We start from the raw sequence: 21,683 nt of genomic DNA, 5'->3' as shown, positions 1-21,683 counted from the left end.
GCCGTGGGGTGCGATGCCGAAGCCGGGCAGCAGTCAAAGGATCAGTGCAGCGCTTCCAGCACCACGGGGTACAGCGAGGCCACCAGCAGCAGCGCCATGCCGATATTGAACGCGCGGATCGCCCAGGGCTTGTGCAGCACGCGGCGCAGCGCCGTGCCGAACGTGACCCAGATGCCGATGCTGGGCAGGTTGACGATGCCGCACACCACGGTGGCGATGACCAGGTTGGCAAAGAAGCCGGCCTGCGGCGTGTAGGTGGCCACCACGCCCACCGCCATTACCCAGGCCTTGGGGTTGACCCACTGGAACGCCGCCGCCTGCAGAAAAGTCAGCGGCTTGGCGCGGGCCTCGCCTTCTTCCATGCCGCCCGAATTGGCGATCTTCCAGGCCAGGTACAGCAGGTAGGCGGCGCCCACGTACTTCAGTACCGTGTACAGCACGGGCACTTGCTGGAAAACCGAGCCCAGCCCGACGCCCACCAGGAAAATCATCAAGGTAAAGCCCAGGTTCACGCCCAGCAGGTGCGGCATGCTGCGGCGGAAACCAAAATTCAGGCCGGACGAGGCCAGCATCACGTTGTTCGGGCCGGGCGTGATCGAGCTGACCAGGGCGAACAGCGCCAACGGGCCCAGCAACGATAACGAGGCAAGCGGCACATCGGCCAGATTGGCGGGGAACAGCGTCATTTCTTGACTCCAACGATCGCGCGGCGCCCGCCGGCGATGACAACGATGACGGCGGCGGCAAACAGGAACGTCGCCAGGTCCACCGATTCATCAAAAAACAGGGCAGCGGCCAGCACCGTCAGGAACGGTTGCAGCAACTGGATCTGGCCGACGCGCGCGATGCCGCCCGCGGCCAGGCCACGGTACCAGGCAAAAAAGCCCAGGAACATCGACCCGAACGCCAGGTAAGCGCAGGCCCAGACCACGTTCGCGCCGGGCCAGCTGGCCTGCTGCGCGGCCATCCAGCCCGCCGGCACGGCAATCACCGGTGCGCTGATGGCCAGCGCCCAGCAGATGGTGCGCCAGCCGCCCAGGGTGCGCGCGGCGCGGGCGCCTTCGGCATAGCCCATCCCGCCCAGCACCACGGCCAGCAACAGCCAGAAGTCGCCGATGGCCAGCGTGCCGTGTCCCTGGCGCAAGGCGAACGTGCACACCAGCGCGGCGCCCACCAGGGCCCAGGCCCAGAACGACGGCGAGGGTCGCTCGCCGCTGCGCCACGCCGCGAAGGCCGCGGTCGACAGCGGCAACAGGCCGTTGAACACTGCCCCGTGCGACGACGACACACTTTGCATGGCCAAGGTCGAGGCCAGCGGCCAGCCCACCACGATGCCCACCGCCGCCAGCGCCACGCCCGGCCATTCACGCCGGTCGGGCCGGCGGCTGCGCGTGATCCAGAGCAGGGCCAGCGCCGGTACAGCGGCCAGCAAGGCGCGCCCCAGGCCCACCATCAAAGGCGGCAATTCCGACACCGCCACGCGGGTCATCGGCAGGGTCAGCGAAAAAATCAGTACACCCAGGAAGCCATAGCCATAGCCCTCCCAGGGCGACGCCACCGACGCGGCGGGCGCGGTCTGGGCCGACGGATACAGCACGGAGGGGCGCATGGAGATCATCCAGAAAACAGGGCCCCATGGTCGCCACTTGCGGGCCTGGGGCATTGCTGTCACTCTACCCATAGTTGTCGGTACAGTACCGGTACACTTCGGCATATCACTTTAACCACTGGCCTGGTGAAATCCCCATGACAGTTGCTCCCCCCTCCATGCCCTGGCAGCCCGTGCGCCAGGCGGACGCCACCCTGGTGGCGCAGTTGGCCGACGGCGTGGCCCGGCGCATCGACGAACAGGGCCTGCGCCCCGGCACTCGCCTGCCGTCCATCCGCAAGATGGCCGAGCAGTCGGGCGTCAGCCGTTTCACGGTGGTGGAAGCCTATGACCGGCTGGTGGCGCGCGGCCTGGTGCAGTCGCGCCGCGGCGCCGGCTTTTTCGTGCGCGCCCGCAGCGGGCCGCTGGCCCCGGCCGCCGCCCAGGCGGCGCCGCCGTTCGCAGCGCCCGCGCGCATCGATGTGGCCTGGCTGCTGCGCAGCATGTTCCGCGCCGGCGGCGGCCCCGGCATGCCGGGCGGCGCAGGCCTGTTGCCGGCCGAATGGCTGGACCCGGAGATGGTTGCCGGCGCCGTCCGCGCCGTGGGCCGGTCGGTGCGTGGCCAGTTGGTGTCCTACGGGCACCCCCAGGGCTTTGCGCCGCTGCGCCAGCAAATTGCCGCCTCGTTGCAAAGCGAAGGGGTGCCGGCCCACCCGGAACGCAACCTGTTGACCACCAACGGCGTCACCCATGGCCTGGACCTGATCGCCCGCCATCTGGTGCATCCGGGCGATGTGGTGTTGGTCGAAGACCCCGCCTGGTTCGTCATCTTCGGCCGCCTGGCCGAGTTCGGCGCCCGCCTGATCGGCGTGCCGCGCGGCCCCAATGGCCCCGACGTCGCGCAGCTCGATCAATTGGCCGCACAGCACAAGCCCAAGCTGTTCATCATCAACAGCGCGGTCCACAACCCTACCGGCCATACCTTGTCGGCCGGCATCGCCTACGACATCCTGCGCATCGCCGAGCGCCATGATTTCATGGTGGTCGAAGACGACACCTACGGCGACCTGCACCCCGGCGGCGCCATGAAGCTGGCCGTTCTGGACCGGCTCAACCGCGTCATCCTGGTCAGCGGTTACTCCAAGATGCTGGCGGCCAGCCTGCGGGTCGGCTATGTGGCCGCCAACCCCGACATCCTGCAGAAGCTGGCCGACCTGAAAATGCTGGCCGGGCTGACCTCGCCCGAACTGGGCGAACGGGTGGTGCACCGGGTGCTGATGGAAGGGCAGTACCGGCGCCACATCGAACGTGTGCGCCTGCGGGTCGACGAGGCCCGCCAGCGCTGCGTCAAGGGGCTGCTGAAACTGGGCCTGACGATTCCACACGAGCCGCACGCCGGCATGTTCGTCTGGGCCGATTGCGGCCGCGACAGCGAAGTGCTTGCCCGCGCCGCCGCCGACCGGGGCATGCTGTTGGCCCCCGGTACGCTGTTTTCGCCGTCGCAGGCGCCGTCCACCATGTTGCGCTTTTCCGTGTCCATGGCGGACGACCGCGGCGTCTGGAACGTCCTGGAAAAACTGTTCGCCTGAAACCGCCCCGACAAGCAATAATATTTAGCTGTCCCCATCAAGGAATCGCCATGTCCGCACCCATCAAACCCCTTACCGAGAACTTCGCCGTCGCCCCGCAACTGGGTCCCGACGACATGGCCGACGTGGCCGCCGCCGGCTATAAAAGTGTCATCATCAACCGCCCTGATTTCGAAGGCGGCCCCGACCAGCCCACCGCAGCCGACGTCTCCAAGGCCGCGGCCGCCGCGGGCCTGAAAATCGAATACCAACCCGTTGTGGGCAGCGCCATGACCGCCGCCGACGTCGTCCGTTTCGCCGAATTGCTGCGCACCCTGCCGGGCCCGGTGCTGGCGTACTGCCGCACGGGCACCCGTTGCACCAACCTGTTCGCTGCTGCCCAGCAGCTGGGTTGACGCGCATCAAGCGCCCCGGGTTCGCTTGATGTGAACCTGGCGGCTTTCCGGTAGCATGGAGCTTCCTCTCAAACAGGAGCAGGCAAGATGTTCAAGAAGATCCTGATTCCCACCGACGGCTCGCCGCTGTCGGCCCAAGCCGCCAACGCCGGCATTTCCTTCGCACGTTCCGTGGGCGCCGATGTCGTCGCGCTCTACGTGACGCAGCCTTTCGCCGCCACCATCGGTTTTGACGGCATGGCCGCCGCCTACGCCATCACCGACGAAGACTACGAAAAGGCTTCCGCCGAACAGGCCGACAAGTACCTCAAGCAGATCACCGACCGCGCCGACACCGGCGGCGTGAAGGCCGAGGCGCGTGCCGTGTCCAACTTCAACGTGGCCGACGGCATCGTCCAGGCCGCCGCCGACGCCGGCTGCGACCTGATCTTCATCGGCAGCCACGGCCGCAGCGGCCTGTCGCGCCTGCTGCTGGGCAGCGTCACCGCCAAGGTGCTGTCGCTGGCCAGCACCGCCGTGCTGGTCTACCGCGTCAAGGAAGAAAAGAAGTAATCGCTAAAGCGTCAGGCGGCTGTCAGGCCGTCCGGCGTTGCCAGGCCAGAAACCTGGCCGATGCATGGCTAAGCCCCTCGTCTTGCGAGGGGCTTTTTTCATGTCCGGCCCGCCGTCCAGGCCATCCCCTATGGCGCTTATGGCTAAAGCTTGTAAACGCGCCTGCGGCGCGTAATATTTACGGATAAGTGCGGGCGCGATTTCGCAACATCCCGAGCACACCTCTCACGCGGCATGGCGCCCGCCGCGGCAGCGTCCGGTCGGACCCTGCCGTCCATTCCTGGTGATTACTGCAAGGAACGAGGCCATGACTCGCAAGACGCCTATCGAGCTATACCGGAACATCGGCATCAGCGCCCACATCGACGCGGGCAAGACGACGACCACCGAGCGCATCCTCTTCTATACCGGTATCACCCACAAGATCGGCGAGGTGCACAACGGCGCCGCCGTGATGGACTGGATGGAACAAGAGCAGGAACGCGGCATCACCATCACGTCCGCCGCCACCACGGCCTTCTGGAAGGGCATGGCTGGCAACTATCCCGAACACCGTATCAACATCATCGATACGCCGGGCCACGTCGACTTCACGATCGAGGTCGAACGCTCGATGCGCGTGCTGGACGGTGCCGTGATGGTCTACGACGCCGTGGGCGGCGTGCAGCCGCAATCCGAAACCGTCTGGCGCCAAGCCAACAAGTACCGCGTGCCGCGCCTGGCGTTCGTCAACAAGATGGACCGCGTTGGCGCCGACTTCCTGCGCGTGCAGCGCCAGATACACGAACGCCTGAAGGGCGACGCCGTGCCGGTGCAGCTGCCGGTGGGCGCCGAAGACGGCTTCGAGGGCGTCATCGACCTGGTCAAGATGAAAGCCATCATCTGGGACGACGCCAGCCAGGGCGTGCGCTTCGAATACCGCGACATTCCCCCCGCGCTGCAAGCGCAGGCGCAGGAATGGCACGACAAGATGGTCGAGAAAGCCGCCGAGGCCAACGAGGCGCTGCTTGAAAAATACCTGGGCGGCGAAGCGCTTACCGAAGCCGAGATCAAGCAGGGCCTGCGCCAGCGCACGGTCGCCAACGAAATCGTCCCCATGTTGTGTGGCAGCGCGTTCAAGAACAAGGGCGTGCAGGCCATGCTCGACGCCGTGATCGACTACCTGCCGTCACCGGTCGACGTGCCCGCCATTAAGGGCCACGACGAACGCGACCGTGAAATCGAACGCCATCCCACCGACAAGGAACCGTTCTCGGCACTGGCGTTCAAGATCATGACCGACCCCTTCGTCGGCCAGCTGGTCTTCTTCCGCGTGTATTCCGGCGTGGTGAAGTCCGGTGACTCGGTCTACAACCCGGTCAAGGAAAAGAAGGAACGGCTGGGCCGCATTCTGCAGATGCACGCCAACGAACGGCGCGAGATCACTGAGGTCTACGCGGGCGACATCGCCGCGGCCGTGGGTGTCAAGGACGTCACCACGGGCGACACGCTGTCCGATCCCGCGCACGTCATCGTGCTCGAACGCATGGTCTTTCCCGAGCCCGTCATCTCGCAGGCGGTCGAGCCCAAGACCAAGGCCGACCAGGAAAAAATGGGCATCGCCCTGGGTCGCCTGGCGCAGGAAGATCCCTCGTTCCGCGTGCGCACCGACGAAGAATCCGGCCAGACCATCATCTCGGGCATGGGCGAGCTGCACCTGGAAATCCTGGTCGACCGGATGAAGCGCGAGTTCGGCGTCGAGGCCACGGTGGGCAAGCCCCAGGTGGCCTACCGCGAAACCATCCGCAAGACCTGCGACGAGGTCGAAGGCAAGTTCGTCAAGCAGTCCGGCGGCCGCGGCCAATACGGGCACGTCGTGCTCAAGCTTGAGCCGCAAGAGCCGGGCAAGGGCTACGAATTCGTCGATGCCATCAAGGGCGGCGTGGTGCCGCGCGAGTTCATCCCCGCGGTGGACAAGGGCATCCGCGAAACGCTCAACGCTGGCGTGTTGGCGGGCTACCCGGTGGTGGACGTCAAGGTGACCCTGTTCTTCGGCTCGTACCACGACGTCGACTCCAACGAAAACGCCTTCAAGATGGCGGGTTCGATGGCCTTCAAGGACGGCATGCGCCGGGCCGACCCGGTATTGCTCGAACCGATGATGCAGGTCGAGGTCGAAACGCCCGAAGACTTTACCGGCAACGTCATGGGCGACCTGTCGTCACGCCGCGGCATGGTGCAGGGCATGGAAGACATCGCCGGGGGCGGCGGCAAAGTGGTGCGCGCCGAGGTGCCGTTGGCCGAGATGTTCGGCTATTCGACCTCGCTGCGTTCCCTGACGCAGGGCCGCGCCACCTACACGATGGAGTTCAAGCACTACGCCGAAGCGCCTCGCAACGTGGCGCAGGAAGTCATCGCGGCCCAAGGCACGGGCCGCTGATCGGCGGCGGTCGGCAGCGCTGTCGCTGCCGACCGCCCGCCTTCACGCGGCGGCGGTGGCCGTCGCGGCGCGAGCGCGCAGCCGCGTCGACGCCAGCTTCACCCCCAGCAGGATCATCACGAAGCCGTAGGCGTGGAACAATTGCGGCGCCTCGCCCAGCAGCGGCCAGGCCAGCAGCGCGGCATACACCGGCACCAGGAACATCGACAGGCCCGCCGTCGCCGGTCCGGCGCGGCTGATCAGCCGGCCATAGACGTAATACGCGCCCAGGCTGGGCACCACCGCCAGAAACAGCAGCACCGCCGCCAGACGCGGATCGGTCCAGGGCGGCGTGGCGCCGGCCGCGGCCTCGATGCCGGCAAACGGCGCCAGGGTAATCACGCCACCCAGCATCATCGTCGCCAGGCGCGCGCTGTCCGGCACCGCCGGCAGCGTCAGGCGCTTTTGCAGCACCGTGTAGAACGCCCAGCCGGTGGCCGCCAGCAGCACCCACAGATCTCCCTGGCCGAACGCCAGCCGCGCCAGGGCGTGGGCATCGCCGCGCGTCAGCACGACCAGCACGCCGCCCAGCGCCAACGCCAGGCCGGCCACGCGCAGCGGCGGCAAGGGCTTGCGCCACAGCAGGGCTTCCAGCAGCGCCACCAGGAGCGGGCTGCAAGAGAAGATCAGGGCGATGTTGGTGGCGCTGGTGGACTGGGCGCCGATGTACTGCGGCGCCACGGCCACGCCCATGCCCAGCACCGCCAGCGGCAGCAACGCGGGCAGCCCGCGCCACAGCGCCTGGCGATGCCGCAGCAGGGCCGGTGCGGCCAAAGGCAGCAGGATCAGCAGGGCGATCAGCCAGCGGCCGAAGGCCAGGAAAACGGGGGGCAGGGCGGCGTCGTGGGCCCAGCGGGCGGCCACCATGTTCGAGGCGAATAGCGCCGGTGCGGCCAGGAGCATGGCGGTGCCAGAGAGGCCCAGGCCGGTTCTTGCGGGTACTGCTGCTGCGTGAGACATGATTTTCCACCGCGCGGATCGACGCGCGGCATGCTGCGGTAGACGCCCGGCGCGGACGCCGGGTTGTGCCGCGGCGCTTCACGCTGGATACGACGGGCGGGGTGGTGCCCGTCTTGCTGGAAAGTCTACGGCCGTGCAGGGAAAATAGGTTTCCTGATTCTCGCCAGTTTGTTTGAAAAAGGAAAAGGCTTATCCTCTAAAATCGTCTTTTGCAGGGAAATTATCTTTTACGGATCCGTCGCTATGTCCTCCGCCCCGAAAATCGACGAAACCGACCGCAAGATCCTGCGCGCGCTGCGCGCCGACGGCCGGCTCACCAATCTCAAGCTGGCCGAACAGGTCGGCCTGTCGCCCACGCCGTGCTGGAACCGGGTCAAGGCCCTGGAAGATGCCGGTGTCATCGAGGGCTACGCCGCCCTCTTGAACCAGAAGGCGCTGGGCCTGCCCGACACGGTCATGATCGAGGTCACCCTCGAACACCACGATGACGACACCCTGGCGCGCTTCGGTGATGCCATCACCCGCTTGCCGCAGGTGGTCGAGGCGTTCCTGGTCACCGGCGAATACGACTACCTCATCAAGGTGGCCGTGGCCGGTACCGAGGGCTATGAGGAATTCCTGCGCAAACGGCTCTACAAGCTGCCCGGTGTGCGGCACAGCCGCTCCACCTTCGTGCTCAAGCGCCTGAAGCACACGCCGTCGGTCGAACCCTGACGGCGCGAGCGGGCCAGGCGGCTGGCAGCCGCGAATGGGCCGATGATCGACTACCCGCCTAGCCGCGCAGAAAGGCTTCGATGGCGCCGTTGAAGGCGCGCGGATTGCCCAGGTTCATGCCATGGGACGAGCCCGCGATGGTCACGCGCTGCGATTGCGGCAGCCACTGTTCCAGCGTGTCGAGCAGAGCCGGGTAGGGGGCAGGGCTGAGCGCACCGCCAATCAATAGCGTGGGCAGCGTAATCGATCCGATCTCGGCGGCGCCCAGCGCGGCTGGCGTCTCGCGGGCCTGGCCGAACAGCGTGCCGACGTTGTCGCGCACCATGTCCTTGAACCACGGCACCATGCGCTGCCAGGTGTCTGGCCCGGTCACCGTATCCACGAACAGCGCCAGGCCTTCCTCGATGGCGCCGTCGCGGATCAATTCCAGCGCCCGCTGGCGAAAGCCGCCTCGCGCATCGTCATCGCCGGGCAGCGCCAGGCCGGGGTCGGCCAGCGTCAGACTGCGCAGCGCGTCCGGCCGCGTCAAGGCGGCTTCCAGCGCCACGCGGCCGCCGCGCGAATGGCCCACCAGGTGGGCGGGCTCGCCCGCCACGCGGTCGATGAACTCCAGTACGTCGGCGGCATGCTGGGCCACCGAGAAGCCGTCGCCTTCGCCATCCCAGGTCTCGGGCCAGTAGCGCCGCAGGCACACCGCCAGCACCCGGAACGAGCGCCCCAGCGGCGCCATCTGCGATTTCCAGTAGCGGCTGTCAGACAGCGAACCGTGCACCAGCACCAGGGGCGCACCCTCGCCGTATTCGGTGTAGGACAGGGCGTAGCCGCCGATCTCGGCGGTTTGCAGGGGCAGGACGGGTTCGGAACGCATGGGATACGGGTAGGAAAAGCCAGGCCCGCATTTTAGGCTGATACACTCGTTTCCCGATTTCTTGCCTACGAACGGAGTCCGCCAGATGTCATCCGCCACGCCCGCCGAGCTGCCCGAATCCGCCCAGCGCGTTGCCCGCCTGCTTCAGCAATTAGGCCACGACAAGCCCGTGGTGGTACTACCGCAAACCGGCAAGACCTCGGCGGAAGCGGCGGCGGGCCTGGGCTGCGAAGTGGCGCAGATCGCCAAGTCGATCATCTTTCGCCGCGCTTCCGATGACGCGCCGGTGCTGGTCATCGCCAGCGGCGTGAACCGCGTCGACGAGGCCAAGGTGGCGGATCAAGTCGGCGCACTGGCCAAGGCCGACGCCAAGTTCGTGCGCGAAATGACCGGCTACGCCATCGGCGGCGTCTGCCCCATCGGCCACGCCGTCAAGCCGGTCATGCTGCTCGACCAGGACCTGTTCCAGTACGACAGCCTGTGGGCCGCCGCGGGGCATCCGCACGCCGTGTTCAACCTGACCCCGCAGCAACTGGCCGCCATGACGGGCGCGCCGGTGGCCGATGTGGCGCTGCGCACCTGAAACAGCGCCGGGCGCGCGGCTCGGGCGCTCCATTTTGGGGCGGGCGGGCAGCCTGCACCCGGCTTCGCCCAGATCGGGTCAGTGCGGCCGCGCTTGCAGGTCGTCGATCAGCACTTGCAACCGGCCGCGTGAGCAGGCCTCGACCCGGCCCTGTACGCCGTACACGGCCGCCAGCGCGGCCGGCGTGATCACCTCGGCAGGCGCGCCAGCCGCCACCAGCCGGCCGCCATGGATCATCACCGCGCGGTCGGCGTGCTGCAACGCCACGTTCAGGTCATGCAGCACGATCACGGTGATCAGCCCGTGGTCATCGGTTTCCTGCTTCAACAGCCGCATCACATGGAACTGGTAATTCAGGTCCAGCGCCGATAGCGGTTCATCCAGCAGCAGCACCCGCGGTCGGCGCACCAGCGCCTGGGCCAGGCCCACCAGCTGCTTCTGTCCGCCGGACAGGGCATCCAGGTAGTGCTGGGCCAGGTGGCCGATGCCCAGCCGTTCCAGCAGGCGATCGATATCGTGCAGGCTGGCCGGCGGCCCCACGGCCTCGCTGGCGCGAGCCGCCACCAGCACCGACTCGAATACCCGCAGGTGCACCGCGGCGGGCAGGCTTTGCGGCAGGTAGACCAGGTGCCGCGCACGCGTGGCGAAATCCAGGTGCACCAGGTCCAGCCCATCCAGCCTCGCGTGGCCGCTACGCACTCGTATCAGGCCGGCCAAGGCCTTGAGCAAGGTCGACTTGCCGCTGCCGTTCGGGCCCAGCAGGGCGGTGACTTCCCCCGCCTTCAGATCAGGCAGCGACAGGTCGTGCAGCACGTCCCCGCCGCCATAGCCTGCGCTGATGTGGCTGACCGCCAGCATGGGGGGCGGGGCAAGCGCCGCCGTCACGGCATGCTCCGGCGCAGCACCACCGCCACGAAAAAGGGAATGCCGATCAACGAGGTCACGATGCCCACCGGCACGATCACGCCTGGCGACAGGTTCTTCGATGCCACCGACGCCAGCGACAGGATGACGCCGCCCACCAGGGCGCTGCCCGGCAGGAAAAAGCGGTGGTCCTCGCCCACCAGCCGGCGGGCGATATGCGGGGCGATCAGGCCGATGAACCCGATCGTGCCGACGAACGCCACCGCCAGGGCCGACAGCAGGCTGACGCGCGCCAGGGCGGTCACGCGCACACGGCGCACGTCGACGCCGAAGCTGGCCGCGCGCTCTTCGCCCAGCCGCAACGCCGTCAGCTTCCAGGACTGCCGCATGGCCAGCGGCAAGGCCAGTGCGAACGCCAGGCCCAGCGCGGCCACCGTGGTCCAGCTGGACCGCGACAGGCTGCCCATCGTCCAGAACACCAGGTTTTGCAACGCCTCGGCGCTGGCTGTGAACTGCACCAGCGACACCAGCGCATTGAAGGTGAACACCATGGCGATGCCGAACAGCACCACGCCGGACGTGTTCATGCCGCCGCGGCGCGCCACGAAATCCAGCAGCAGGGCGGCCACCATGGCAAACAGGAATGCATTGCCGGCGATCAGCCAGCCATCCGGAATGCCGGGGATGCCCAGCCCCAGCACGATCGCCAGCGACGCGCCGAAGGCGGCGGCCGATGACACGCCCAGGGTAAAGGGGCTGGCCAATGGGTTGTTCAGAATGGTCTGCATCTCGGCGCCGGCCAGGCCCAGCGCCATGCCCACCAGCGCGGCCATCAGCGCATAGGGCAGCCGGATGTCCCAGACGATCACCCGCAGCGTCGGGTCGGCCGTGGCCGGCCCGGTCAGGGTGCGCCACAGCTCGCCCCAGCCCAGGCCCGAAGGCCCCAGGGTGAAATCCAGCAGCAGCCCAATGAAAATCGCCGCCAGCAGCAGGGCGATGAGCCCTGCGCGGCGGCGCAGGATGTGCCGATAAGCGGCGACCGCGGATGCGGCGTCGGCCATTACTGCAGCAGTTGCAGGCGGCTCTTGGCCGTGCTGGCAGCCGGTGCGGTGGGGTAGTCGCGAACGATGCGCTGCAGCGTCGTCTTGGCGGCGGCGCGGTTGTTCATTTCGATCTGGCTGCCGGCAATGACCAGCAGCGCATCGGGCGCGCGGCCGTTGTCCGGGGCCTTCTGCACCATCGCGTTCAGCTGTTCGATCGCGCCCTTGAAGTCCTTCAGGGCGTAGCGGCTGCTGCCCAGGTAGAACTGGGCGCTGGGGGCCAGCTGGCTGGCGGGGTAGAGCGCGGTAAAGGCGGCCAGCGATTCGGACGCTTCCTTGTACTGGCCCTTGCGGAACAGGTCGATGGCGCCGTCATAGGCGGCCTGCTCTTGCGGATCGCCGGCGGTCGCGCCCGGCGGGTTGGCGCCACCCGCGGCGCCGCCCGGCTTGTTGGCGCTGGGCTGCTGGCGCGACACCAGCTCGAGCTGGTCACGCAGTTGGGCAACTTCCTGCTGCAGGGCTTGAATCTGGTCGGCCAATTGAAGCTTGGCGCGTTGGCTCTGCTCGTTCTGCTGCTGTACTTGCTGGCGCAAATCCAGGATGGCCTTGCGGGCCTCATCATCGGAAAAAGCGTGGGCGGGCGCCGTCAGGGCCGCAAGCACCAGGCCGGTGGCCACAATCAAAGGACGCAGGGACAGAACGTTATCGCGCATGAAAATTCCCGGGTGTAAAAACAAACGTCGGGACGGCCGGCTGACCGTCCCGACGCGTGGTGGGGCACTTGGCTATACGGAAAGCTTAACGCTGATATTCGATATCGGCGCGGCGGTTTTCCGCAAAGTCGGCTTCCGACGTACCAGTCGCCTTCGGCTTTTCTTTACCAAAGCTGATGGTCTCGATCTGGTTGTCGCTGACGCCCAACAGGGTCATCATGCGACGCACTGCGTCGGCACGGCGCTGGCCCAGGGCCAGGTTGTACTCGGCGCCGCCGCGTTCGTCGGTGTTGCCTGCGATCTTGATTTTCTGCTGCTGGTGCGAAGCCAGGTAACGGGCGTGGGTTTCCACCAAACCGCGGTACTGGTCGGACACCGTGTAGCTGTCGAAGTCAAAGTACACCGAGCGCTGTTGCGCCAGGATGCTTTGGGGGTTGAAGGGATCAAGGATCTGGCCAGAGGCCGATCCTTGGCCAGCGCCTCCGCCCTGACCCGCTTTATCGTCGAGAGGGACGGAGCTGCAAGCTGCCAGGGTGGCGGCCAGAGCGGCGATGGTTAGGCTTTTGGCAATGCGCGACTTCATGATAGTTCCTTTGCAAAGAGAGTCACACGTGTTATCGGGTAAATGGGCCCCAAGTCGGTTCACGTATTTCCCCGTTCAGTACCGAAAGCGTTTGTCGTACGCGGCCATCGCTCGAGACGCCTGCAAGCACGCTACGGCCATTTTGGATGGCGGCGTAAAGGACTTGCATGCCGTTCGGCGCGAAGCTTGGCGACTGATCGTCACGACCATCGGTCAACAAGTTCTCCGAGCCGGAGGACAGGTTCAACGATGCGATCCGGAACGCGCCGTCGCGTCTGGCAACGTACAGCAACGTCGATCCATCGGGGGAAATTCGGGGTGAGATGTTGTAACCACCATTAAACGTGAGGCGGCGAGCATCGCCACCGTCCAGGCCGGTTTGATAAATCTGCGGCCCGCCGCTGCGGTCACTGGTAAAGATAATGGAACGGCCGTCTGGCGTAAAGCTCGGCTCGGTGTCAATCCCGGGAGAACGCGTAACTCGCTTCATATTCGAGCCGCCGGCGGCGCTAACGATGTAAATTTGCGACAAACCGTCACGCGTCAGAGCCACGGCCAGCTGGGTGCCATCGGGCGACCAGCCGGGGGCGCTGTTATTGCCCTTGAAGTTGGCGACCGGCACGCGGGCGCTGGTGGCCAGGGTGTGCACATACACCACCGGCTTGCCCGACTCGAAGCTCACGTAGGCCAGCTTGGCGCCATCCGGCGACCAGGCCGGCGAAATGATCGGCTCGCGCGAACGCAGGGCAACCTGCGGGTTCTGGCCGTCGGCATCAGCCACTTGCAGTTCGTAGGTCGGGCCTTGCTTGAGCACGTAGGCAATGCGGGTCGAGAACACGCCGCGCACGCCGGTGATCTTTTCGTAGATGCGGTCGGCGATCTGGTGGGCCACGCGGCGCAGTTCCTGCTCGGTACCCGAGAACGCCACGCCGTCCAGCTGGCCCTTCTTGACCGTGTCGGCCAGGCGGTAGCGCACGTCGTAGCGGCCATCGCTGCCGCGCACGATGCTGCCGTAGGCGATGAAGTCGGCGCCCTTGCCGCGCCAGTCGTCGTGGGCGATGGGCGAATCGACGTTCAGGCCCGAACCGGCGGCGCTGATCAGGCGGAACTGGCCCGTGCGGGTCAGGTCGGCGCGGATCACTTCAGCCAGGGCGCGGCCATGGGTGTCATCCACCGCGAAATCGGCGATGGCGACCGGGTATTGGGTGGCGCCGGTACCCGAGATGTCGACACGAAGCTGCGCCTGGGCGGGCTTCATGGCCATCAGGCAGGCCAGCGCGAGCAGCAGCAGTCCGAGTCCGTACAGTCGCCACAGGGCGGGTTGAGGGGCTCGTCGGCTAGGGGCGGGAGTCATAATCAGCAATCTCCTGTCTATTAGTACATGCTGTACTCACCGTAGATACTCGGTTCGTAGCGGCCATTAGAAGGTTTCGGGAACGGGTTGCAGCGGCGGATGCCGCTTTCGATTGCGCGGTCAAAGGCGGGAATACCCGAAGATCTGGTAATCGTAACCGCAGTGACCTTTCCGTCTGAGGTATTCAACTTTACTTGGTATTCGGCCGTCGGGTTATCGGCGCCGCTGCGAGGCGGAGTCGGATAGGCCACGCCCGGTTGCACGCAAGCGCGCACCTTGGCGCCGTAGCCCGCATCGCGGCCGCCCGCGCCACCCGTCTGGTTGCGGTCGGCGGTGCCGCCGGGGATGCCGGCTGCGCCCAGGGCGTCGTTGCGGAACGCGTCCTTCAGCGCCTTGTCGGCGGCGGCCTTCTTGGCGGCTTCTTCCTTGGCCTTCTTCTCGGCAGCGGCCTTCTCGGCGGCGGCCTTGTCAGCGGCGGCCTTTTCCGCCGCAGCCTTGTCTGCTGCCGCCTTGTCCGCCGCGGCCTTGTCGGCGGCGGCTTTCTCGGCGGCCGCCTTCTTGGCGGCGTCGTCCTTGGCCTTCTTTTCGGCAGCGGCCTTCTCAGCCGCGGCCTTGTCGGCGGCAGCCTTCTCGGCAGCCTGGCGTTCCTGCTCCAGGCGCTTCTTTTCCTTCAGTTCAGCCTGCTTGCGCTCGTCTTCCAGGCGCGCCTTTTCCTTGGCGGCCTCGGCGGCCTGGCGGGCCTGCTCTTCCTGTTCGCGCTTTTTCTTGGCTTCCTGCAGCGCAATTTCCGGATCCACTTCTTCGGTCTTGGGCTGGACCTGGGGGTCCGGCTTGGGCGGCGGGGGCGGGGGCTCGGGCGCTTTTTCAGGCTCGGGCTGGGGCTGCGGCTTCGGTTGAGGCTGCGGCTTGGGCGGTTCGGGCTGGGGCTTGGGCGGGGTCGCGTCCGGCGACACGCCGTCGGCCCATAGCTGGACTTCCACGGGGCCCGGCGTCTCGGTGCGCCAGTTCAGGTTGAAGATCAACACGGCCAGCAGCAGGGCGTGCACCAGCAACGCCAGGATCAACGCGATCCGGTTGTCGTTGTTGGGCGGGGTGGCCGGCGGGCCGCTGTGGTGTCGAATAATGGGTGGCGTCATGAGCGTTGCAAGCCGGCAGGGCCGGCGGAGGGCGTCGCGTTAGCGTTTTTTCGCGGGGGCAGGCTGATTGCCGCCGGCGGACTGGTCCACCAGCAGGCCCAGGCGGGTAATGCCATTGGTACGCAGTTCGTCCATGACCTTCACGACCGTCTCGTAGGGCACCTTGCCGTCGGCGGCGATCACCACCGGCGTTTCGGCGGTGATGCGCGAGCGCACTTGCGCTACCAGCTCGGGGCGGGCGATGTCCTGCAGGGTGGCGCCGGGCTCGCGCATGCGCAGCGCGATCTTGCCGTCTTCCGAAATCTGGACTTCCAGCGGCTTGACCGGCACGTCGGATGCCGCGCCGACCGAAGGCAGCTGGATCAGGCCCGGCGTGATGAGAGGCGCGGTCACCATGAAGATGACCAGCAGCACCAGCATCACGTCGATGTACGGCACCACATTGATGTCGGCCTTCATGCGGCGGCCGGACCTGCCGCGCGAGCTTACCGAGGGCATTAGCGCACCTGCCGTTGCAGAATGTTCAGGAATTCATCGACGAAGCTGTCGAAACGGATCGAGATGCGGTCGATGTCGTTGGTGAAGCGGTTGTAGGCGACGACGGCAGGAATGGCGGCGAACAGGCCGATGGCGGTGGCGATCAGCGCTTCGGCAATACCGGGGGCCACCGAGGCCAGCGTGGCCTGCTGCATGTTCGACAGGCCGATGAAGGCGTGCATGATGCCCCACACGGTGCCGAGCAGGCCGATGTACGGCGATACCGAACCGGCCGAGGCCAGGAAGTTCAGGTGCGATTCCAGCGCGTCCATTTCGCGCTGGTAGGCCGCGCGCATGGCGCGGCGCGGGCCGTCCAGCAGGGCGGTGGCGTCGCTGCCGGCGTTGCCGCGGCGGGCCTTCAGGAATTCGGTCATGCCGGCATCGAAGATGCGGGCCAGGGCGCCTTGCTCGTCGCGGCGCGAGGCCACGGCCTGTTGCAGCATGGACAGGTCGCCGCCCGACCAGAAGTCGTCTTCGAAGCGGCGGGTCTGGGCGTGGGCGCGCTTGATGGCGAGCCGCTTGGCGAAGATGTACGTCCAGGACATGATCGAGATGCCCAGCAGCATCAGCATGATCAGCTGGACCGGCACGCTGGCGTGCGAAATCAACGAAAGCAACGACATGTCGTTGGTGGCTTGCATGGTTATTCCTGAATTGATTCCAGTTTGGCGCGGACGTCGGCCGGTAGTTCCACCGGCCGCATGTTGACGGCATCGACGCAGCAGACTTGGATGTTGCCTTCGGCAAGCAGTTCCCCGTCCCGTTCTGCGCGCTGCGCGAAGTGTATCGAAGCGCGGCCCAATTTTGTGACCCGGCTGCGAATAGTTAGCAAATCGTCCAGTTTGGCGGGTTTGCGGTAGGACATGTCCAGCGAGCGGACAACGAACAGGCGTTGCTCGCCGGTGGCCAGGTCGGATTGGTTGACGCCCAGGTCGCGCAGCCACTCGGTGCGGGCGCGTTCCAGGAATTTCAAATAGTTAGCGTAGAAAACCACCCCGCCCGCATCCGTGTCTTCGTAGTAGACACGGACTTGCAGGCGGGATTCGGCGGACTTCGGATCGGTCACGATGCGGGCTTCGATAATGCGGGTTGGGACGCGAAAAGTCCGTAGTTACTTTAGGGTTTACAGCGTGTCGAGTTTCGTCAGCACGGCCTCAAGCGCGGACTCTACCGGAATCTTGGCCGCTTCGGTTTCCCGACGGGCCTGCAATTCCACCACACCGTCGTTCAATCCGCGTTCTCCAACTGTTACGCGCAGCGGAGCACCGATCAGTTCCCACTCGGCAAACATCACGCCGGGGCGGGCATCGCGGTCGTCCAGGATGACGTCCACGCCGCGCGCCAGCAGCGATTCGTACAGCTTCAAGGAGGTGTTACGCACGGTTTCGCTTTTGCCCCAACCCACCGGGCAGATCACCACTTCGAACGGCGCAATGGCACGGGGCCAGATGATGCCGCGGGCGTCATGGTTCTGCTCGATGGCGGCGCCGACGATGCGGGTCACGCCGATGCCGTAGCAACCCATTTCCAGGGTGGCCGGCTTGCCGGTTTCGTCCAGGAAGGTGGCCTTGAGGGCTTCGGAGTACTTCTTGCCCAGGTAGAACACGTGGCCGACTTCGATGCCGCGCTGGATGGACAGCGTGCCCTTGCCGTCCGGCGACGGGTCGCCCGCAACCACATTGCGCAGGTCGGCCACGAGCTCGGGCTCGGGCAGGTCGCGTCCCCAATTTACGCCCTGGATGTGGAAGTCTTCGCGGTTCGCGCCGCAGACGAAATCGGCCATATTGGCCACGGTGCGGTCGGCAATGACGTGCACCGGGCGGGCGGTGCGGACCGGGCCCAGATAGCCCGGCTTGCAGCCGAAGTGCTCGACGATCTCGGTTTCCGTGGCGAAACGGAAGCCGGCCAGGCCCGGCAGCTTGCCGGCCTTGATTTCATTGAGTTCGTGGTCGCCGCGCAGAAGCAGCAGCCAGACGTCGACCTTGCCCTTTTCGCCGTCGGTGGCCAGGACGATGGATTTCACCGTCTTTTCGAGCGGGATGCCCAGCAGGCGGGCCACGTCTTCGCACTTGGCTGCACCCGGGGTGGCCACGTCGGCCATCGCCTGGGCGGCGGCGCCGCGCGTCGGGTACAGGCTGACCGCCTCGGCCAGCTCGATGTTGGCGGCGTAGTCCGTCTCGGCGTTGTAGACCAGCAGGTCTTCGCCGGTGTCGGCGATGACCTGGAATTCATGGCTGCGGGTGCCCCCGATCGAGCCCGTATCGGCGGCCACGGCGCGGAATTCCAGCCCCAGTCGGCCGAAAATGCGCATGTAGGCGGCGTACATGTTGTCGTAGCTGCGCTGGGCGCCGGCTTCGTCGCGGTCGAAGGAGTAGGCGTCCTTCATGGTGAATTCGCGGCCGCGCATCAGGCCGAAGCGCGGGCGGCGCTCGTCCCGGAACTTGGTCTGGATGTGATAGAAATTCAGCGGCAGCTGGCGGTAGCTGTGGATTTCATTGCGGGCGATGTCGGTGATCACCTCTTCCGAGGTGGGCTGCAGCACGAAATCGCGCTGGTGCCGGTCCTTGATGCGCAGCAGTTCGGCGCCGTACTGCTCCCAGCGGCCCGATTCCATCCAGAGCTCGGCCGGCTGGACCACCGGCATCAGCAGCTCGATCGCGCCGGAGGCGTTCATTTCCTCCCGGACGATGGCCTCGACCTTGCGGATGATCTTCAGGCCCAGGGGCATGTAGGTGTAGATGCCGCCCGCGAGCTTGCGGATCATCCCGGCCCGGGTCATCAGCTGGTGGCTGGCGACTTCGGCTTCGGAAGGGGCTTCTTTGAGGGTGTTGATGTGGTAGTTGGATGCGCGCATGTTTAAAGGTGGCAGCAGATACGTATAATCGACTGTAATTGTATTGAATTCGGTGGGGGTGGCCCATGCTTGACCGCGAAGGCTACCGCCCCAATGTCGGCATCATTCTCGTCAATAGCAGAAACGAGGTCTTTTGGGGCAAGCGTATCAGGGAACATGCCTGGCAGTTCCCTCAGGGTGGCATCAAGTACGGCGAAAGCCCGGTGCAGGCCATGTATCGCGAGCTCCATGAAGAGGTGGGCCTAAAGCCCGAGCATGTCCGTATTTTGGGGCGTACACGCGATTGGTTACGTTATAACGTGCCCGATCACTTCGTCCGGCGTGAGTGGCGTGGCCACTATAAAGGACAAAAACAGATTTGGTTCTTGTTGCGCCTGGTGGGACGTGACAGCGACGTGTGCCTGCGCGCGACGCAGCATCCGGAATTCGATGCCTGGCGCTGGAGCCAGTATTGGGTCCCCCTGGATGCCGTCATCGAGTTCAAGCGAGACGTCTATACCCAGGCGTTGAACGAGTTGTCAGCAATCCTCTTTCGGCGTCATCACGAAACCCGCTACCTGCGTCAGCGCGTGCATGGGCAGCGGGCGGCAGAGAACTTGCCCGAAGGAACGGACGGTCATGCGCATATTGTTGGTTGAAGATGAACGGGACATGGCGTCCTGGCTCATGCGCGCGCTTGCGCAAAGCGGGTTCGTGCCCGATCACGCGGCCGATGCCCGCACGGCGGAAGCCTTCATGGCGGGCACCGAATACGACGCCATCGTCATGGACTTGCGCCTGCCGGACAAGCACGGCCTGGTCGTGCTGCGCGAAATGCGCAATCGCGACGACCGCACGCCCGTCCTGCTGCTCACCGCCCAAGGCGCGCTGCAGGACCGGGTGCGGGGCCTGAACCTGGGCGCCGACGACTTCCTGACCAAGCCGTTTGCCCTGGAAGAACTCGAGGCCCGCCTGACCGCCCTGGTGCGCCGCAGCCGTGGCCGCCAGCATCCGCGGCTGCAGTGCGGCTCGCTGTCCTACGACAGCGAAAGCCGCGCCTTCACGCTCGACGGTTCGCTGCTGTTCCTGACCCCGCGCGAACATGCCGCCCTGGCGGCCCTGCTCACCCGCAGTGGCTACCCCGTGGACAAGTCGCAGCTGTTTGGCAAGGTCTTCACGCACGACAGCGAAGCCAACCCCGACGCCATCGAAGTGGTGCTGCACCGCCTGCGCAAGAAATTGGCCGGCAGCGACGTACGCATCGTGACCGTGCGCGGGCTGGGCTACATGCTGGAAAGCGTCGCCAGCGAAGCCACCGACACCTGATCGGTCACCCGTGAGCCTCCGGATACCTGGATTGCCGCGGGTCGGCATTCGCGCCCTGCTGATCATCCTGCTGCTGCCCGGCGTGGTGGCGCTGCTGGTCATCGACAGCCTGAACGACTACCGCACCCTGTCCGAGATCACCAACGAGGCCTACGACAGCGCGCTGGTCGAACCGGCCAGGGTGCTCGAAAGCAGCCTGGAATTCGCGCCCGACGGCTCGCTGCAGGTGGCTACGCCCCTGTACGCCCAGGTCATGCTGGAATCTCGGGCGGGCCTGCGCAAGTATTTCCGGATCGAACAGATCGATCCGCCCCTGCCAGACGATTCGCCCGTGCCCACCGAGCAGGGCAAGACGCTTCTCGGCATGCCCGAGCTGCCGCGTCCGCCCACCTGGCCCCGCGCCAATGGCCAGCCCGTGTTTTACGACGGCGTCTACCGCAACGACCCCGTGCGGGTCGTGTCGGTGGTGCGCGATCTGTATTACCAGGGCAACCATCGTCAGGTGCTGGTGCTGGTTGCCGAAAGCACCGGCAAGCGCATCGAGGCCGAAAATAGCGCGCGGCGCCAGGAAATCCTGCGCGATGCCCGCATGCTGGGGCTGGTCGTGCTGCTGGTCTGGTGGGGCGTGTCCTGGGCGCTCAAGCCGTTGCGCCGGCTGCGCGCCGACATCCGCAACCGCCGGCCCGACGACCTGACGCCCCTGGACGCCTCGCGCGTGCCCAGCGAAGTGGCGCCCCTGGTCGATGCCGTCAATCATCACATCGCCCGCTATCGGCGCGTGCTCGAAGAGCAATCGCACTTCCTGGCCGACGCCTCGCACCAGTTGCGCACCCCGTTGGCCATCATGCTGACGCAGGCGCAGTACGCGCTGCGCGAGCGCGACCCGGCGCGGGCCCAGGAAGGCTTGCGCGCCATCGTCGACCAGCTTGGCCGCACCCGCCGCCTGACCGAACAGTTGCTCTCGCTGGCGCATGCCAACCAGGCCGACCCGCTGCCCCGCCAGTTGCTCGACATGAACGCGGTCTCGCGCGAAGTGGTGTTGCAGTACCTGCCACTGGCGCACGAAAAGCAGCAGGACCTGGGCTGGGTGCAGGCCGTCAACGAGCAGGGCCAGGAAGTCGGCGCACCCGTGTCCGGCAACGAGGCCGAACTGCACGAGGCCCTGTCCAACCTGGTGCACAACGCCATCCATTACGCGCCCGTGGGCGCGCGCATCACAGTTTCGGTCAGTCGGGTCGATAACCGCGCCGAAGTCGCCGTGTCCGACAACGGTCCCGGGCTCGAGCCGCTGCTGCGCGCCCGCGCCTTCGCCCGCTTCGAACGGGTCGGCACCGACAAGCCCGTGGCCTCGTCGGGCTCGGGCCTGGGGCTGGCGATTGCCCGCGCCTATGCCCGCCGCAACGATGGCGACATCGAACTGCGCGACGGCGAACCCAACGAGCAGGGCGGGGTCGGGCTGGCGTCTGTCGTATGGCTGCCGCTGGCCCCTACGGTCTCTCAGTATCCGCGTCCCGCAGACGTTGAGTTCACGGGCGAACAGTAGATTTGTCCAACCCAGCTTTCATTCTTTCCTCCTAGCCATCATTGCCG

23 protein-coding genes are annotated in these 21,683 nt (G+C 66.3%); 9 read left to right on the top strand and 14 right to left on the bottom strand.

Annotation, left to right across the window (positions count from 1 at the left end; translation table 11 throughout):
• Nucleotides 1-41: 41 nt before the first annotated feature.
• Together AC3WMR_RS23820 and AC3WMR_RS23815 are read right to left on the bottom strand one after the other, a co-directional pair.
• Nucleotides 42-686 carry a LysE family translocator gene (locus AC3WMR_RS23820; RefSeq protein WP_025137491.1) on the bottom strand — a complete coding sequence of 215 codons (645 nt, stop codon included), beginning with the start codon at nt 684-686 and terminating at the stop codon, nt 42-44.
• Nucleotides 683-1,609: a DMT family transporter gene (locus AC3WMR_RS23815; RefSeq protein ID WP_492265824.1), complete on the bottom strand. Its 927-nt coding sequence runs from the start codon at nt 1,607-1,609 to the stop codon at nt 683-685. Before AC3WMR_RS23815 ends, AC3WMR_RS23820 begins: the two co-directional genes overlap by 4 nt.
• A gap of 173 nt (nt 1,610-1,782) precedes the next feature.
• Between AC3WMR_RS23815 and AC3WMR_RS23810 the strand changes: the two genes are divergently transcribed.
• From AC3WMR_RS23810 to fusA, 4 genes are all read left to right on the top strand, one after another.
• The gene (locus tag AC3WMR_RS23810) at nt 1,783-3,177 is read left to right on the top strand and encodes an aminotransferase-like domain-containing protein (protein ID WP_492265852.1); all 1,395 of its coding nucleotides are present in this window, start codon (nt 1,783-1,785) and stop codon (nt 3,175-3,177) included.
• A gap of 50 nt (nt 3,178-3,227) precedes the next feature.
• Nucleotides 3,228-3,572: a protein tyrosine phosphatase family protein gene (locus AC3WMR_RS23805; protein ID WP_025137488.1), complete on the top strand. Its 345-nt coding sequence runs from the start codon at nt 3,228-3,230 to the stop codon at nt 3,570-3,572.
• 87 nt (nt 3,573-3,659) lie between these two features.
• Complete coding sequence (locus AC3WMR_RS23800; RefSeq protein ID WP_025137487.1) at nt 3,660-4,124, top strand: universal stress protein; 465 nt, start codon at nt 3,660-3,662, stop codon at nt 4,122-4,124.
• Nucleotides 4,125-4,431: 307 nt separating this feature from the next.
• On the top strand, nt 4,432-6,543 hold the full coding sequence (gene fusA / locus AC3WMR_RS23795) for an elongation factor G (RefSeq protein ID WP_492265825.1): 2,112 nt from the start codon (nt 4,432-4,434) through the stop codon (nt 6,541-6,543).
• 42 nt (nt 6,544-6,585) lie between these two features.
• Here the strand turns inward: fusA and AC3WMR_RS23790 are convergent, their stop codons facing one another.
• Nucleotides 6,586-7,542, bottom strand: coding sequence for a DMT family transporter (locus AC3WMR_RS23790; protein WP_492281594.1), 957 nt, complete (start codon nt 7,540-7,542; stop codon nt 6,586-6,588).
• A gap of 243 nt (nt 7,543-7,785) precedes the next feature.
• Here AC3WMR_RS23790 and AC3WMR_RS23785 point away from each other — a divergent pair, with 243 nt between their 5' ends.
• The gene (locus AC3WMR_RS23785) at nt 7,786-8,256 is read left to right on the top strand and encodes an Lrp/AsnC family transcriptional regulator (RefSeq protein ID WP_492265827.1); all 471 of its coding nucleotides are present in this window, start codon (nt 7,786-7,788) and stop codon (nt 8,254-8,256) included.
• Between the two features lie 58 nt (nt 8,257-8,314).
• Here the strand turns inward: AC3WMR_RS23785 and AC3WMR_RS23780 are convergent, their stop codons facing one another.
• Nucleotides 8,315-9,124: an alpha/beta fold hydrolase gene (locus tag AC3WMR_RS23780; RefSeq protein ID WP_492265828.1), complete on the bottom strand. Its 810-nt coding sequence runs from the start codon at nt 9,122-9,124 to the stop codon at nt 8,315-8,317.
• An 85-nt stretch (nt 9,125-9,209) separates the two neighbouring features.
• Between AC3WMR_RS23780 and AC3WMR_RS23775 the strand changes: the two genes are divergently transcribed.
• The gene (locus AC3WMR_RS23775) at nt 9,210-9,707 is read left to right on the top strand and encodes a YbaK/EbsC family protein (RefSeq protein WP_492265829.1); all 498 of its coding nucleotides are present in this window, start codon (nt 9,210-9,212) and stop codon (nt 9,705-9,707) included.
• A gap of 78 nt (nt 9,708-9,785) precedes the next feature.
• On the opposite strand, the gene AC3WMR_RS23770 is transcribed toward AC3WMR_RS23775, so the two are convergent.
• The 10 genes from AC3WMR_RS23770 to AC3WMR_RS23725 all read right to left on the bottom strand — a co-directional run bounded on the left by AC3WMR_RS23770 (nt 9,786) and on the right by AC3WMR_RS23725 (nt 18,788).
• A complete protein-coding gene (locus AC3WMR_RS23770) occupies nt 9,786-10,565 on the bottom strand; it encodes an ABC transporter ATP-binding protein (protein WP_492265853.1) in 780 nt (259 codons plus the stop codon).
• 23 nt (nt 10,566-10,588) lie between these two features.
• Nucleotides 10,589-11,632 carry a FecCD family ABC transporter permease gene (locus tag AC3WMR_RS23765; RefSeq protein ID WP_492265830.1) on the bottom strand — a complete coding sequence of 348 codons (1,044 nt, stop codon included), beginning with the start codon at nt 11,630-11,632 and terminating at the stop codon, nt 10,589-10,591.
• On the bottom strand, nt 11,632-12,324 hold the full coding sequence (gene ybgF / locus AC3WMR_RS23760; protein WP_492265831.1) for a tol-pal system protein YbgF: 693 nt from the start codon (nt 12,322-12,324) through the stop codon (nt 11,632-11,634). The genes AC3WMR_RS23765 and ybgF overlap by 1 nt, the downstream gene beginning before the upstream one ends.
• A gap of 85 nt (nt 12,325-12,409) precedes the next feature.
• Nucleotides 12,410-12,907: a peptidoglycan-associated lipoprotein Pal gene (pal, locus tag AC3WMR_RS23755; protein ID WP_025137478.1), complete on the bottom strand. Its 498-nt coding sequence runs from the start codon at nt 12,905-12,907 to the stop codon at nt 12,410-12,412.
• Between the two features lie 31 nt (nt 12,908-12,938).
• Nucleotides 12,939-14,261, bottom strand: coding sequence for a Tol-Pal system beta propeller repeat protein TolB (gene tolB, locus AC3WMR_RS23750; RefSeq protein ID WP_492265832.1), 1,323 nt, complete (start codon nt 14,259-14,261; stop codon nt 12,939-12,941).
• A 20-nt stretch (nt 14,262-14,281) separates the two neighbouring features.
• A complete protein-coding gene (gene tolA / locus AC3WMR_RS23745; protein ID WP_025137476.1) occupies nt 14,282-15,397 on the bottom strand; it encodes a cell envelope integrity protein TolA in 1,116 nt (371 codons plus the stop codon).
• 39 nt (nt 15,398-15,436) lie between these two features.
• Entirely contained in the window at nt 15,437-15,895 is a 459-nt protein-coding gene (locus AC3WMR_RS23740; RefSeq protein WP_006392914.1) for an ExbD/TolR family protein, read from the bottom strand.
• Complete coding sequence (gene tolQ, locus AC3WMR_RS23735; protein WP_025137474.1) at nt 15,895-16,575, bottom strand: protein TolQ; 681 nt, start codon at nt 16,573-16,575, stop codon at nt 15,895-15,897. Before tolQ ends, AC3WMR_RS23740 begins: the two co-directional genes overlap by 1 nt.
• 2 nt (nt 16,576-16,577) lie before the next feature.
• Nucleotides 16,578-17,000: a tol-pal system-associated acyl-CoA thioesterase gene (gene ybgC, locus AC3WMR_RS23730; RefSeq protein WP_025137473.1), complete on the bottom strand. Its 423-nt coding sequence runs from the start codon at nt 16,998-17,000 to the stop codon at nt 16,578-16,580.
• 57 nt (nt 17,001-17,057) lie between these two features.
• Nucleotides 17,058-18,788, bottom strand: a complete 1,731-nt coding sequence (locus AC3WMR_RS23725; protein ID WP_492265833.1) for a proline--tRNA ligase — start codon at nt 18,786-18,788, stop codon at nt 17,058-17,060.
• Nucleotides 18,789-18,853: 65 nt separating this feature from the next.
• Between AC3WMR_RS23725 and AC3WMR_RS23720 the strand changes: the two genes are divergently transcribed.
• From AC3WMR_RS23720 to AC3WMR_RS23710, 3 genes are read left to right on the top strand one after another with little or no spacing between them, the layout of a single operon-like run.
• A complete protein-coding gene (locus AC3WMR_RS23720) occupies nt 18,854-19,426 on the top strand; it encodes an RNA pyrophosphohydrolase (protein WP_006217428.1) in 573 nt (190 codons plus the stop codon).
• Nucleotides 19,407-20,093: a response regulator gene (locus tag AC3WMR_RS23715; protein ID WP_492265834.1), complete on the top strand. Its 687-nt coding sequence runs from the start codon at nt 19,407-19,409 to the stop codon at nt 20,091-20,093. Before AC3WMR_RS23720 ends, AC3WMR_RS23715 begins: the two co-directional genes overlap by 20 nt.
• 10 nt (nt 20,094-20,103) lie before the next feature.
• A complete protein-coding gene (locus tag AC3WMR_RS23710) occupies nt 20,104-21,636 on the top strand; it encodes a sensor histidine kinase (protein ID WP_492265835.1) in 1,533 nt (510 codons plus the stop codon).
• Nucleotides 21,637-21,683 lie beyond the last annotated feature (47 nt).

This window comes from Achromobacter sp. FW305-C-28 (genome assembly GCF_058783235.1).
The sequence above is the reverse complement of the archived record's forward strand: the minus strand, read 5'-3'. Positions and strand labels throughout refer to the sequence as shown.